The organism is Sulfitobacter undariae, from assembly GCF_014196805.1.
Taxonomy (GTDB): domain Bacteria; phylum Pseudomonadota; class Alphaproteobacteria; order Rhodobacterales; family Rhodobacteraceae; genus Sulfitobacter; species Sulfitobacter undariae.
In genome coordinates this window covers 1-14,846 of record NZ_JACIEI010000017.1, presented here as the reverse complement: position 1 = coordinate 14,846, position 14,846 = coordinate 1, and the positions used below count along the sequence as shown (strand labels likewise).

Here is a 14,846-nt window from a genome sequence, read left to right as displayed (position 1 = left end):
TTCTCTTGCCTCAAAGAAATGTAAAAGCCCAAGTACGGAACATACATATGAGGACGCATCATGAAATCGCTCAACCCTGAAACCATTGCAGCCCCTTTTGGCGGCTATTCCCACGGCTTGGCAGGCGGCGAAATAGTTGTGACATCTGGCCAACTGGGGCTATCTGCGGACGGAACAGTGCCTAATACCGTCAAAGAGCAAGCCGAGATTTGTTTTGAGAACATCCGCGCAATCCTCGCCTGTGAGGGCTTGGATTTTTCACATGTCCTTCGCTTTAACGCCTATGTCACGTCACGCGAACATATGGCGGATTATATGAAAGTCCGCGATGCCATGGTCGCAGATTTGGATGTTAAGCCAGCCTCGACATTAATGATTGTATCGGGCTTTACACGCGAAGAGTTTCTGGTCGAAGTCGAGGCGACAGCCCTGCGATCTACCTGATATCATTGCGCTAAGGCCGGCGGGGGCGAGATGGAAATCTAACGCCCCCTTCACCATTACTCAGGGCTGTGGCCACGCAATATGATTTCGGCGGTGATGGAGACCGCCGCGTCCCCCTTCTCAATTCTGCCCGTGAATATGTCTTGCTGGACGTCCACCGCAGATAGGGTGATGCTGGCTTTGCCATCGGTCAACGTGCCAGTCGTGATAATAAACTCGGTAATGGCGCTGTTCATCGGCGCCGCATCGCGGAACAATGCGCCATTCACACTGCCAAGCCCGAAAATCTCTCCGTTAGATATGCCATAAGACGCAGCCACTTCTTCAATTGATCCGCATAGATCCGTGTTCGGGCGTAACGTCATGATAACAGCGTCGGGCGCATCTACCTCTGTTTCCGTAGGGCATGCTCGAAACAACTCAAAACAGGTTTCAGGATCGGGAAGCCTTTCAAAACGTCCGCCATTAAACCCTGTTGCTTTGACAGATACGGCGCGCGAAACAGTGCAGACCGGTGCCAGCATATGACCCAATGTTGTCCCGCTTTGCGAAGTCCAAAGCCCGTGGCAATGTGTGAAACTGCCCCCGTTGTAATGTCCGACAGTGATACCGCCCGCATCAACATGGGTTTCGCCCTCAGGCGCATAGGTATCGCTGTACCATGCAACCCGTGTGCCATCCGGCGAGGCCGCAGGCATCACAAAAGCGAACGGGTCTGCGTGCAGTCCCGACACATCCACCCATGCCCCATCATACCCTGCAGCAGCCACCGCCGCACAAAGAGTTGCTTCCACCTCCTGCCCCGGCTCCAGCGTGATAACGAGATCGGATGCCATAACCCCCACCGCATCGACCCGGCGGGCGGCAACAGGTCCGGGATGAACCATCGGTTGGTTGGGCGTTCGAGAAGATGCCAACGTCGTCACGAGGTGACTTCCTGCTCCAGCAACCCGCGTTCTTCCAATGTTTCGCGGATAATCTTTTTGGTGATTTTACCGTAGGCAGATTTGGGCATCTCATCCAGAATGATAAACCGTTTGGGCATTTTATAGCTGGAAATCTTTGGTTTAAGCCATGTTTGCAAAGTCTCGGCCGAGACACCAGCATTGTCGCGCAGAACACAGACGGCGATGCCAACCTCCCCCCAGACTGGATCAGGCACGCCCAGAACGGCGGTTTCACTGACATCATCGTGGGTCAGGATTTTTTCTTCTATCTCACGCGGATAAATGTTGGACCCACCAGAAATATACATGTCGGATTCCCGACCCGTGATGAACAGATAGCCTTGCTCATCCACATATCCCAAATCACCCGTGCGGAACCATCCATCGCGGAAGGATTTAGTGTTAGCTTCTGGATTGTTGTAATAGCCAGCAAATACCGCAGGACCGATGACGCAGATCTCGCCTTGTTGTCCTGTTGGCATTTCCGTCCCATCATTTCCTTGGATTGAAATTTCAATCCCCGTGCGAGGGTGCCCACAGCTGCCAATGCGCATTTCGTCATCGTCTTCAAAATGCTCATTCGGGGGCAGCACAGTGATGTTGCCCGTAACTTCGCCAAGACCGAAATACTGCACCAGTACCTTGCCTAGAACAGACAACGCATATTTCTGGTCTGCACGGTACATCGGTGCGCCCGCGTAAATCATGTGCTTGAGCGAAGATGTATCATATTGGCCTACGCTCTCATGCTCGACCAGCATCTTTACGATTGTCGGAACTGTAAACATGTTGCTGATTTTGTGATCCTGCACAATTTTCCATGCAACCGCAGGATCAAACCGCCCAGAGGGAAACAGCACCGTTGCCGCGCCTGCTGCAACTTGGGTCATTTGATGCACACCCGCCCCATGGCTGAGCGGCGCAAGGCAAAGCGAGCGTGCGGTATGTGTCGTGCCGGGCATCAGGTCATTCAGGTGGTTCAACAAGACAAAAGCCATTTGACCATGTGTCAAAACAGATGCTTTGGGCCGTCCCGTAGTGCCAGACGTAAAGAAAAACCAGCAAGGGTCATCGCGGTCTACCGGAGCATTTGGGACAGTTTGACCCATATGGGCCTGCACCAGCGTGTCAAAATCATTGTCGTCACCCGCTGTGCCGCCAATCACCAAGGTAAAATTACGCTCTGGCGTGTCACAGGCCGCAGCGTGGTCAGGAAATTCAGCACCCCAGATCATACCCGACGCCCCCGACGATTGCGCCAGCCACGCAACCTCTTCAGGCGTTTGGCGGAAGTTGGCAGGCACCCAGACAGCCCCCAGACGGAAACACGCCAACATGGATTCAAACATCTGATTGCAGTTTTGGGACTGGATCAGAATACGATCACCTTTGGCAACGCCGAAGCGATCACGCATACCCGCAGCAAGAGCATTCACACGGGCATCCATTTGCGACCATGTCCACTGTGCGTCACCCCAGATCAACGCAGGCTCATCCCCCAGTTGCCGCGCGTTGCGCGTGAGATGGTTAGCAAGGTTCGAAACACGTGTGGTGGAGGGCGCAACGCCCCCCTTTGGATCAGCCAAAGAAGACGCCCAACTGCTCATTTTACGCGCTCCAGAACAGACATGTAATTGGCGACCGCAGCACCACCCATGTTGAAAACACCTGCCAGTTGCGCATTACTTGCCTGCATGCCTTCAGGCGCTTCACCCGCCAATTGCATCGCCGCCATGATGTGCATGGAAACACCTGTTGCGCCAATCGGGTGGCCTTTTGATTTAAGACCACCTGATAGATTTACAGGAAGACGCCCGTCTTTGTGTGTGATCCCCTCACGGATCACATCCGCGCCTTTGCCCGGCTCGGCAAGGCCCATCGCCTCATATTCCAACAGCTCGGCTACGGTGAAACAATCATGCGTTTCAACCAAATCCAGATCATAAAGACCAAGGTTTGCGGCCTCAAGCGAGGCTGCCCACGCACGCCGCGCCCCGTCAAATTGCGTGATATCGCGCTGCGATAGGGCCAGAATATCGTTGGTATGCGTGCGTGCGCGAAACGCAATGGCACGCTGTAGACCAGCGGCCACTTCGGGTGCTGCAACAATCATGGCAGCCGCACCATCCGAAACAAGCGAACAATCCGTACGGCGCAGTGGTGGCGCGACATAGGGATTGCGGTCACTTACATCGTTACATTGTTCAAAGGTGAACGCCTTTTGCATGTGGGCATATGGGTTGTGTACACCGTTCTGGTGGTTCTTGGACGCGATCATCGCAAGCGCATCAGAGCATTCGCCATATTTGTCAAAATATTGCTGGGCAATTTGCCCGAACAGGCCCGCAAACCCCCCCGTCACCTGCGCCTCTTCACTACGATAGCTGGCACCTAAAAGGATATCACCCACCTCAGCGGTAGGCAGGGCTGACATTTTCTCTGCACCGACAACCAGAGCAATTTTTCCGCGCCCAGATTCAATGAAATCAAGCGCCGAATAGAGCGCAGCAGACCCTGTTGCGCAGGCGTTCTCCATACGCACGGCAGGTGTTTTACCCAGTTCAGGCATGGCCATGCCAACCAAAGCACCTTGGAAATCTTGCTTAGAAAAGCCGTTGTTCATAACGCCCACAAAAATGCCGTCGATGTCTGCTGCTCCAACACCTGCATGTTCCAAGGCTGGGGCGACGACTTCTGCCATCAAGGTTTCTGTATCAGGAGCAGAGGATTTCCCAAACTTGCTATGCGCCCATCCAACGATCTGTGCTTTTGTCATGTTCTAAATCCTTCTCTATTTCTCATTATCTGATGGGCCTTTGCCCGTCTTACGACGGCGGCCTTGGGCCAGACCTGCTGATGCAGGCAAGGCAAAGGTCTGCTCTATTCGTTTTTCGATTTTTTCCATCTCAAGGCGAAGTGCCGCGCCCAATTCCAATTGTCGATCTGGTCCCATGCGGCTGTCAATCGCGGCGATACTAATGGCCCCTGCGACGTTTCCATCCGGCGTCCGAAATGCAGCCCCTACCGCCCAAGAATTCGTGAGAACCAATCCAGGGTTCAACGCGTATCCCCGCACGGCAGCCTCATCAATATGAGGGGCCAGCGCCTCGGGGGTACAATCAGGAAACCCGTCGCCCAGCACATCGGCATTGCGGCCCAAAACCTCTGCACGCTCAGCCGCCGGCAAGGCGGCGAGCATCGCAAGAGAGCCTGCACCGACCCCCAAAGGATGCCGATGCCCCACTTGCAATGCATTGGTACGGATCGGAAATGTGCCTTCTTCTTTATGCAAGCATACGGAATATGCATCTCGGCGCACGGATAGGAATACCGTATCACCGCTCAACTCTGCCAATCTCAGCAAACTGTCGCGGGTCAAGTCCATCAAATCAAAACGCTGCGCCGCCAAGACACCCAGCACATAGGTTTCCTGACCCAAAAAATAACGCCTATTTTTCGCATCCTGCTCAACCATCCGCGCCCGCATCAAGGCCAGTAACAAGCGGCGCGCTGTTGGACGGCTAAGCCCCGTATCCGCGACAATCACAGATAGGTTCACACCTTCGCTAGCATTGCGCCCAATCAGCGACAACAGACCAAGAGCGCGGTCAACGCTTTGCGCGCCAATACTCTCTACAGGGGGGGTATCAACATTCACTTGGTCAAGGCGTCCTATATGTCCACAATATGGACTTGATGCAAAGCGGGAATCTAGCGCGGATATCACGCAACCACGCCATTTCCCCAAGTGTTGAGCAATATATCATATGTTTCAAGGGCAATTTTGAAATAATATGAAACTAGGTTCGACTTTTAACTTGCAACGACATCCAAAATATGGACCCTTGGCGCAGGGAGGCCTTCTGACAGGAGGTTCGAAAATTGGAGGAATTAATATGTCTAAAATGAAATTCGTTTTTGCTGCGGCAATTTCGGCGGCCACGGCATTCGGCACGGCTGCAGTTGCTGAAACATTGCGCCTTTCGCATAATACCAGCGATACAACGTCCTGGCATCAGGGCTCCGAAAAATTCTCGGAGCTGTTGAAAGAATCAACTGGCGGTGATCTGAGCGTTCGTGTTTTTGCAAACGCGCAACTGGCTGGTGGTGACCAAATGAAACAAGCCGAAATGGTTGGCCGTGGCGCGTTAGATTTTGTTGTGACTTCCGCGATCAACGTGACGCCAATTGTTCCTGAAATGGCTGTTTTTTCACTGCCCTATCTTTATTCCAGCTATGAAGCCGTAGACGCAACAACATCCGGCGCCCCAGGTGCAAAGATGGCCGAAATCATGGCCGAGCACGGCATTATCGTGCTTGCATGGGGTGAAAACGGTTTCCGCGAAGTCACCAACAACGTTCACCCGATCAAGTCACCTGATGATTTGAAAGGCCTGAAAATGCGCGTTGCGGGCCCGATGTATATTGATGTGATGACTGCATTGGGCGCAAACCCGCAGCAAATGCAGTGGGCGGAAACATTCAGCGCACTTCAGCAAGGTGTTGTCGACGGGCAGGAAAACCCTATCGGTGCGGTTATTGTACCCCAGCGCGTTTACGAAGTTCAAAAGTACATCACGCCATGGCACTATTCATACGACCCCATTTTCCTTGGCGTAAGCAAAGAGAAATGGGAAGGCTGGGATGCTGACACCCAAGCCAAGGTTCAAGCCGCCGCAACAGAAGCAATGGCATTCCAAATCAAAGTAACCCGTGAAGGTACTGCCGCGGGTCTGGATAAATTGAGAGCCGAAGGCATGGAAGTCTATGAACCAACTGCCGAAGAACTACAGGCCTTCCGTGACGCCACCAAAGAGCCGTTTGACAAGTGGGCCGCCAAGGTTAGCCCCGAATTGGTTGCTCTGTTCCAGACGTCTATCGATTCTGTAAATTAAACCACTCTAAACCAGCGTATCCCGCACAGGCGGGGTACGCTACGCCCCCGCCCTATGACGATTGTGCAAGGTTGGTGTGGCGATTTTTCTAACAAAGGTATGCCCCGTGAAAAATCCGATACTTAAAGTAGCCGACAGGCTGGAAGAGTATATTTGCAGCGTCATCTTCTTAGTGATGACGCTTATCGGTTTTGCAAACGTGTTGGTCCGTTACCTTTCTAACTATTCTTTTGCAGCAACCCAAGAAATTCTGTTGAACGGTTTCTTGTTGCTGACTGTTTTTGGTGGTGCAATTGCAGCGCGCAGAGGCCAGCATCTCGCCGTATCGCTTTTCACCGACCTACTACCCGCAGCCATACGGCCCTTCGTATGTTGGCTCGCCGTAGTGCTTAGCGTCGTGCTATTACTGCTATCCGCATGGTTTTGTATTGAAATGGTGATGAACCAGAGAGCCAGCGGCATTGTTTCTGCCGGACTTCAGATACCCTCGTGGTATTATTCACTGGCATTGCCTTTGGGATTTTTTCTAATCGCCCTGCGTCTTGTTCAAGCTGCAGTCGCCGCACAAAAGGCGGGTAGCTATGTTTGATCTTGATACAGGCACACAGATGTTGCTCTTGTTTGCGGCCCTTTTGATCATTCGCGTTCCCGTGGCGTTTTCACTGGGACTGTCGTCCATGTTTGCCATGTGGCAGATGGGCTTTGGTCTGGATTTAGTGGGCGATCTGCTTGCCAGCGGCATTACAAAGTTCTCGCTTCTCGCGATCCCGTTTTTCATTCTTGCAGGCATCTTGATGGGCACCGCAGGCATGGCAGATAGAATGATCCGCTTTTTCCGCGTTCTCATGGGCAGCCTACCCGGTGGCATGGGCCTTGTGGGTGTTGTGGTAAGCCTGTTCTGGGGCGCGGTTTCAGGGTCTGGCCCTGCCTCGGTTGCTGCGATTGGCCCGATGGTGATCCGCGGCATGGTCGAAGACGGGTACCCAAAGGCATTTGCCGCAGCGATGGTCTGTACTGGTGCGGCCTTGTCTATTGTCATCCCGCCCTCCATCGGACTTGTGATCTATGGCGTGATTGCAGAAGTCTCTATCGGTGATCTGTTCATCGCTGCGATTTTACCCGGTGCCGTGATGGGCGCATTGATGCTGGCCGCATTGCCGTTTGTGAGCCGCCAACGCGCAGATGCTAAAGCATCCAAGATCGCCGAGCTTGCTCCGATGCCATATAGCGAATTTGCATTCCCGAAACGAGTGTTTCTCAGCTTCACAGATGCCATTTGGGGGCTCATGACACCCGTTGTCATCCTTGGCGGTATTTATACTGGCATCTTCACCCCTACAGAGGCCGCAATCGTGGCAGTGGTTTACGCTCTTTTCGTGGGTTTCTTTATCTACCGTACACTTACGCTCTCTACCCTTTTTGATGCACTCGGTGATGCATCCTCATCTTCGGCAGTGGTCATGTTGGTCGTTACCTTCGCCAGCCTGTTTGGGTGGGTTGTTACGGTTGATGACGTCGTCGGGCGCTACTCCGAAGGATTACTTGCGCTGAGCGAGTCCGAATGGACCATTATGGTCGTCATGGCCGTAATCTTGCTGATTACTGGCATGTTTATGGATGCCGTAACGATTATGTTTATATCGTTGCCCATCTTCTTGCCCGTCGTGCGCGCCCTTGAATGGGATCCTGTGTGGTTCGGTGTATTTTTGATGATCAACCTCGCGATCGGTCTTTTCACACCACCCGTGGGCATCAATCTTTTTGTTGCGGCAAACGTGGCGAAAATATCGCTAGAGAAAATTGCGGTTGCCGCTGTGCCTTTCCTGATCACCAGCACCATCGGCCTTGCCATTATCGCCCTCTGGCCCGAGCTGACGACATATTTACTGATATGGATGAAGTAACCCTTTTGTAGCGCAATATGACGGATCAGGAGTGAAGATGATGACGGACAAAGTAGCATTAGTGACAGGCGCAGCGCGGGGAATTGGACTGGCGACAGCGAAGCTATTCATCGAACAAGGCTGGCAGGTTGCCATGGTGGACCGTGATACAGACGAATTGAATGCAGCCGCCAAACAGTTCAACGAGGCACGTGCATTTTCTTGTGACGTGTCGCGCAGCGATGATGTCATCGAAATGGTTTCAGAGGTTTTGGCGTCCTTCGGGCGTATTGATGCCGTTGTAAACAATGCTGGCGTTGCTGATTTCCGCCCTCTTGAGGAAACCACCTTTGCCGATTGGCGGCGCGTCATGGACACCAATTTGGACGGCGTGTTTTTGGTGTCGCTAGCGACAATACCAGCATTGAAAAAAACGAAAGGCGCTTTCGTCAACATCGCGTCTATCAGTGGTCTGCGGGCGTCAACTTTGCGGGTGGCCTATGGCACATCCAAGGCTGCGGTTATCCACCTCACTAAACAACAGGCCGCCGAACTGGGCGAATACGGCATACGTGCAAATTGCGTTTGCCCTGGGCCCGTGCGGACCAAACTGGCAATGGCGGTTCATTCACCCGAGATCATAGCAGCCTACCACGATTCAATTCCGCTGAACCGCTATGGGACCGAAAATGAACTGGCCGAGGTCATTACATTTCTATGCTCTGACAAAGCCAGCTATGTGACAGGCCAAGTCATCGCAGCTGATGGCGGTTTTGAAAGCACCGGCGTGGGCCTGCCTGCCCTACGGGATTAAACTGTGCACCCCGCTAGAGGCTGGCTATCAAGCCGCCAAAAGCAATTTTGCCTCATAGGTATGCAGTGAAACCCGCGCGGTCCCCCCGTAGGACGCAGTTGTAGATTGCAATTCGGGGAACAGTTCCAGAATTTCATCGCGGGTTTCGTTCGAAAGCGCACCCAGCCCGACCTGTCCGGGATGGAAGCTTTCTGTCCATGTCCCCTCAGAGCGAATGATCTCATGCTGCTCAAACAAGATGTGAAAATACGAGACCGATCCTCCTTCAACCTGCCGTACACCCGAGGTGCCCAGCAGTGTTTTGGCCGAATGCAGCACTTCGGTTTCACCAAACATCAACTCCGCCTGCCAGTTTACATGCAAAATGCGGTGGTTCGGCGAAAGCCAAAGCGCACGGTCATTCTGTAAAAGACCTTTTTCAATCCGGATCGGTGCCAGCTTGCCCGTTGCGGCGGCTTTCTTGGAGCCAACCCAAACGATTTTGCGAAAGCCGTTATCGCGGGTTTGAACGCGGTCACCTGCCTGCAATTCTTCCACAGGTACAAGGCCACGCGCCGTGGTGATCAATGTACCAGACACGAAACAAGGCACACCAGTGTTATCAAAGGTCAGATCATCCCCTACAACAGCCGATCCAGCAGATAGCAACGTCAGATCGATGTCACCAATGCTGGCGCTGTGATCTACACCATCAATGATCCCGTCAATCGCACCGTCCGCCGCATCCGCACGCAGCATATGCAGTGCCGTTTTGATGTCATTGCTTGGATCAGAATCTGATCCGTTTACAGCGGCAAGGGTAGTTGTGTTATAAAACCCCGAGAGGTCGACAAAATCGTTGTTCGAATTGTCGCCATCGTTGATGGAACCACTGTCATCCGTTCCAAAATCGGTAATCGTATCCGCGCCATCACCGGCAGAATAGACAAACGTATCGTTGCCGTCACCGCCTGAAATGGTGTCATTACCAGTGCCGCCCTTGATGACGTCATCGCCAGCATCGCCGTATATTTCATCATCACCAGCACCACCGTAAACGGTATCAGCACCTGCACCAGTCAAAACCTTATCACCGCCACTTGATCCGATGACCACATCGTCGCCGCTGCCGAGGATCACTTCCTCGATTTCGGTAAACTCACTGGTTGTTTGGCCCCCTGTAAAGCTACTATATCGAAAGTCAGCAATTGCGTTCTCGTAGCCAGTGCTCGTGCTCGTGCCAACCGGGGCTCCGCCAGCTGACGTGTCAGTAACGATTAAGAAGGTACCATTGGGTACTGTGGTTGTTCCCCCACTACCATAAGATTGGAGCCACCCGACTTCAAACCTGTCACCATTTGCATCGACAAAGGTCGATTTCCCCGGAGACCCGACATTAAATCCTGATATATCAAGCCCACCAAGATCCCTTGCAGCCGCTTGCGTATGGTCTACTATCCGCGATCCGCCTTGAGTGTCGCCAAGCATAGTGTCGTTGTCTTCGACCAACAACATGTGGAAAACGCCATCATTAAAATCGATATTCCCTTTAGGGTATACACCTCTCGAGTCGATTATACTCGGATCATTCGGCTCAAATACCCGAATGTAGTGGAAACCTGCAGGCGCACCCTCATAAGAGATTGTCCCGGATTCAGGGTCATTCGCACCGTTGGCACTTAGATCGACTATAAGATTACCGGTCACATCGCCTGCGTCCAGAATGTCATAATCGATGCCGCCTTCGCCGCCGTTGATGGTATCTTCGCCGAATCCGTTTTTCAGAACGATCTCATCTTGATCGTCACCACCATCAATACTGTCATTGCCAGCACCGCTGATGATAGTATCGTCACCAGCGCCTGCTTCGATAACGTCATTATTATCTTCAGGCATATTATCAAAAGCATCAACCATGTCGCCATCAGGGTCGCCTGTATAGGCGACATCTATCGTGTCATCGCCATTGGTCCCGCTTACGATAAAATCCGAGCCCGGAATACCCATAGCGATCAGCATTTCGTGGCTGTCCACATCCGCTTGACTGATACCTACAAGGGTGATGCTTTCTCCATTCGGGAACCCCAGAACAGCATTGCCATCAGCATTTTCGCTGACAGTGACATCATGGACGTTAACCGGATCGCCATTTGTATCTGTCAGGTCTGATACATCAATCTGGTCGTGGCTTGTGATGTCACCCGTCGCGCCGTCAATGGTAGGGATTTCGAATTCGTGAACAAGGTCCTCACCATCCCCATCAGAGAAGATAACAGTATCAACCGCCCCGTCTGTGGCCCCAAGGAAAAGAACATCATCCCCTGCGCCGCCTTCTATGACGTCGCTGCCTTCTTCTGAAGAAATGAAATCTGCACCAGCGCCGCCAGTGATGGTATCGTCGCCCGCGCCCGTTTGAACATGAATGCCCTTGTCGGTTGCAGAGGCATTTACAATATCTGCCCCATCGCCAAGTTCTACCTCATCGATGCCAGTAAACGTAACGGTATCCGCACCGTTGCTCAGTGTCCCCGCCCCGTTAGTCGTGAAAGTCAGCGTTTGGTCATCATCTTCACCCGAAGCATCAAGATAGTCGGCACCGCCATCGCTGGTCGAAAGCGGAGCGCTGTAGGGGATTTCATTCACAGTCGCGGCGGTGAAATCTTCGGTGCCAGCTTCATTATAGCCGATGCCTTGTGGTGCATCAGAGCCCAGCGGGTCAAGGGTGGTAAACTCAAAACCCAGAATTTCGGCACCAGCCGGAATATCATTGCCTGTCTGTGCAATCATCTGTGCATAAATTGTGTCTGAGCCATTCGACAAGGTGAAGATGGACACCATGCCATACTCATCTACAATCGGCCCATTGCCCGCATCAAAGGTGACCTTTGCCCAGCTTCCCGCTTGGGCGGTAACAGTAAATGGTTGGCCGTTCACGTAAACTTCATTGCCGACCTGCAGCACACCTATGACGCCTGGCAGACTTGAAAATTCGACGCCGGCCTTTCCCGGAACGTTGGCCAGATCGGTGTCCAATTCAGCAAAAACATTGCCGGTCATGTAGTCCAGCGCGCCGTTGGCAAAGCTATAATCTGTTTCCAGACCGTTGTTCAGCTGATCAGAAATGATGATGCCAGACAGCTGCACGTAATCAGACGGAATTGTTGAGCCATCAACGGTCTCGCGTTCATCGCCGCCATTAATAACATCATTGCCATAACCGTCGCCGAGGACAAAGCGATCGTCGCCCACACCACCGTCTAAAGTATCGTCACCAGTGCCCCCATAAAGGGTGTCGTTGCCTGCACCTGCATCAATATCGGTGCCAAGAGTGGTAGCCGCAGCATTAGCGGTGTCATCCCCATCACCCAACGTGAATTTTTCCATGTTAGTAAAGTCGATGGTATCATTGACATTGGATAGTGTGCCTGCTTCATCTCCCGAGAAAACAAGTTCCTGATCGGCATCCTCTTCGCTAGCGTCAAGAATGTCGCCGCCATATCCAGCCACGGCTTCGTCCATGTTGACCGCAGTGAATTCTTCAGTCCCTGCTTCATTGTAGCCAATGCCCAAGACAGCGGGACCGCCGTCAAAAGTTTCGGTGAACTCAAAACTTTCAATTTCTGCACCGGTTGGAACATCATCACCCATCTGGCTGATGAGCTGTGCATAGATCGTGTTGGTACCGTTAGACAGCGTAAAGACAGATATGCTCGCACCAGTTGCGACCTGTGAAGAACCTCCGGTATTGTAGCTTACGTCAGCATAGGAGCCTGTTTCGTCGGTAACAGTGTAGCGGACACCGTTCACATAGACTTCGTTACCAACCTCCAGAATACCTACCGTTTGCTGCCCCAAACCATTGCTATCCGGAACAAGCGTTTGACCATTAACATCTGACAACTCGGCGTACACATTACTGGTCATATAACCCAGTTCGCCCGTTGCAAAGCTGTTCACAACGCCCATACTATTGTTGAGTTGATCAGATATGATAACGCCACTTAACTGCGCATAGTCAGACGGGATATCAGAGCCATCAACCGTCTCACGGCCTTCGCCACCATCAACAGTATCGTCGCCATAGTCATTACCGGTGATGATCGTGTCCGCATCCGCGCCGCCAACAATTATGTCGTCGCCGCTGCCTCCAGTTAGAGTGTCATTACCATCATCCCCGTGTAAAACGTCATTACCGCTACCGCCCGAAACGATGTCATCTCCTTCGCCGCCCCGAAGGACATCGTTGTCGGCTCCCCCATTTAGGGTGTCGCGACCTGCGCGCCCATAAATGGTATCGTTACCCTCATTACCCAGCAGAAGGTCGTTTCCAGCACCCCCATCTATCAGATCGTCTTCCGATCCGCCGTAAACGGTGTCTGCACCTTCGCCTGCGGAAACCGTATCTTTACCGCCTTCGCCATAAAGCAAGTCATCGCCAGAACCGCCAAGGACACTGTCATTGCCGGTCGCGCCGTATATCGTGTCATTTCCCGTGTTCCCCAGAAGCGTATCGTGCCCCAAGTCACCCGTGATCAAATCGTTGCCCGCGCCGCCGTCGACAAAATCGTCGCCGTCATTGCCATGTAGCTCGTCGCTGCCATAGCTACCAAGCAGAGTATCCTGACCAATGCCGCCATAAAGTGTGTCGTCACCAAAACCGCCATCGATGTAATCATCACCACCATATCCAGCGGCCCAATCACTGCCCGCACCAGCATCAATTGTGTCGTTACCCTCAAAGCTGTGGATTGTGTCGTCACCATCTCCGGCGCGAACCGAGTCATCATTAGTACCGGCCGCATTGTCTGCATTGTCGATTTGATCGTTTTCCGGATCGACATAGCCAAGGGTGATATTGTCCCCTCCCGCGGTCCCATCAACGATCTCACTCGCAACATCCAGCACGAGGTTATCCACAACAACCATATAGGGCTGGCCTGTTGACGGGTCCAAAACGCCATCTGTCCCGATGCTAAAGGTATTTGTTGTTTCTTTAGCAACAAAGTCAAAACTGATGCTTTGCCAATACGGGGCTTCAACACCAGTACTGTCGAGCGGCACAGAAATTTGTTGCGACCCGATTGTGACAATCAACTCAGTCGACGATGGCTGGGGTTCTGTCCCATCAACGTTGCTGTTCACAAAGAAATCGAATGTGAACGTATAGGTTTCACCCGCTTGAATCTGCGTGTTCAACGTTGTTTTTGCTGCCTCAGAGTACGGGGCTCCACTGCCTTCTTCGCCACTACTTAATGCAAAATAGCCTCTGCCAGACGCGGCATCCAAATCCGTAGGTAAGTAACGCTCTAAGTATGAAGACCATTCAAAGGTATCATCATTCTGATGGTCGGGAGAACCTGAAGTGACGGACCAACCCTGTGGAATCTGTCCGGTGCTTCCGGGTGTGTTGATTTCAAATGTGCCGTTTTTGATGAAATTAGCCATTTGTCGGTACTCACACCATTCAAGTTACGTAGGTCATTGCCAGAGAGAAAGTTCTACAAATTCAGCAATCATTTAGTGAGTATAGAATCTAAATCAGTACCATCGAATGACGTAATATTGACCAAATGGGGGCACGTTTAAGGAAGCATTGACCTGGGATTGGATTACATAATCCCTGCGCGGCCATGGGACTCATTCAACATTGGTTGGGCTAATTCCCCCTACCTTGCTGGAAAGTAAGGTGGCCCATGCTGAGTTCGATTGCCGCATAGCGCAGGCGATTGAAGTTATGTTTCGTGTCTATGGATCTGAGATCTGCACAGATGGAGCCGTTGCCGCGGTTCGCATTTGGATACAATTTGCGCCTATTTTTTGTTTTTTTGTTGATGTTATTTTGTTGTTTGAACGAATAAACGCCGCGCAGGATGAGCTGCGCGGC

Annotated in this window: 11 protein-coding genes; 5 read left to right on the top strand and 6 right to left on the bottom strand. The window is 52.3% G+C overall.

The window, feature by feature from the left end; all coding sequences use genetic code 11:
* Positions 1 to 60: 60 nt before the first annotated feature.
* Positions 61 to 444 (top strand): RidA family protein, encoded by a 384-nt coding sequence (locus tag GGR95_RS16065; protein ID WP_184567669.1) that lies wholly within the window; start codon positions 61 to 63, stop codon positions 442 to 444.
* A gap of 56 nt (positions 445 to 500) precedes the next feature.
* Here the strand turns inward: GGR95_RS16065 and GGR95_RS16060 are convergent, their stop codons facing one another.
* The 4 genes from GGR95_RS16060 to GGR95_RS16045 are packed head-to-tail and all read right to left on the bottom strand — an operon-like array spanning position 501 to position 5,049.
* Positions 501 to 1,370, bottom strand: coding sequence for a PPC domain-containing DNA-binding protein (locus GGR95_RS16060; protein ID WP_184567667.1), 870 nt, complete (start codon positions 1,368 to 1,370; stop codon positions 501 to 503).
* Positions 1,367 to 2,998: an acyl-CoA synthetase gene (locus GGR95_RS16055; RefSeq protein WP_184567665.1), complete on the bottom strand. Its 1,632-nt coding sequence runs from the start codon at positions 2,996 to 2,998 to the stop codon at positions 1,367 to 1,369. Before GGR95_RS16055 ends, GGR95_RS16060 begins: the two co-directional genes overlap by 4 nt.
* Positions 2,995 to 4,167 (bottom strand): acetyl-CoA acetyltransferase, encoded by a 1,173-nt coding sequence (locus GGR95_RS16050; protein WP_184567663.1) that lies wholly within the window; start codon positions 4,165 to 4,167, stop codon positions 2,995 to 2,997. Before GGR95_RS16050 ends, GGR95_RS16055 begins: the two co-directional genes overlap by 4 nt.
* 15 nt (positions 4,168 to 4,182) lie before the next feature.
* Complete coding sequence (locus tag GGR95_RS16045; RefSeq protein ID WP_184567661.1) at positions 4,183 to 5,049, bottom strand: IclR family transcriptional regulator domain-containing protein; 867 nt, start codon at positions 5,047 to 5,049, stop codon at positions 4,183 to 4,185.
* A gap of 238 nt (positions 5,050 to 5,287) precedes the next feature.
* Between GGR95_RS16045 and GGR95_RS16040 the strand changes: the two genes are divergently transcribed.
* The 4 genes from GGR95_RS16040 (at position 5,288) to GGR95_RS16025 (ending at position 8,983) form a co-directional block, all read left to right on the top strand.
* Positions 5,288 to 6,286: a DctP family TRAP transporter solute-binding subunit gene (locus GGR95_RS16040; protein WP_221384956.1), complete on the top strand. Its 999-nt coding sequence runs from the start codon at positions 5,288 to 5,290 to the stop codon at positions 6,284 to 6,286.
* Between the two features lie 106 nt (positions 6,287 to 6,392).
* Positions 6,393 to 6,875 carry a TRAP transporter small permease gene (locus tag GGR95_RS16035; RefSeq protein WP_343042339.1) on the top strand — a complete coding sequence of 161 codons (483 nt, stop codon included), beginning with the start codon at positions 6,393 to 6,395 and terminating at the stop codon, positions 6,873 to 6,875.
* Entirely contained in the window at positions 6,868 to 8,190 is a 1,323-nt protein-coding gene (locus tag GGR95_RS16030) for a TRAP transporter large permease (protein ID WP_184567659.1), read from the top strand. Before GGR95_RS16035 ends, GGR95_RS16030 begins: the two co-directional genes overlap by 8 nt.
* Positions 8,191 to 8,230: 40 nt before the next feature.
* Positions 8,231 to 8,983 carry an SDR family NAD(P)-dependent oxidoreductase gene (locus GGR95_RS16025; protein WP_184567657.1) on the top strand — a complete coding sequence of 251 codons (753 nt, stop codon included), beginning with the start codon at positions 8,231 to 8,233 and terminating at the stop codon, positions 8,981 to 8,983.
* 27 nt (positions 8,984 to 9,010) lie between these two features.
* Here GGR95_RS16025 and GGR95_RS18970 read toward each other — a convergent pair whose 3' ends face one another.
* Both GGR95_RS18970 and GGR95_RS18830 read right to left on the bottom strand, forming a co-directional pair.
* On the bottom strand, positions 9,011 to 14,407 hold the full coding sequence (locus GGR95_RS18970) for a Hint domain-containing protein (protein ID WP_281395967.1): 5,397 nt from the start codon (positions 14,405 to 14,407) through the stop codon (positions 9,011 to 9,013).
* A gap of 211 nt (positions 14,408 to 14,618) precedes the next feature.
* Positions 14,619 to 14,846 (bottom strand): hypothetical protein (locus GGR95_RS18830; protein ID WP_221384954.1); only part of this gene is annotated, 228 nt, incomplete at its 5' end.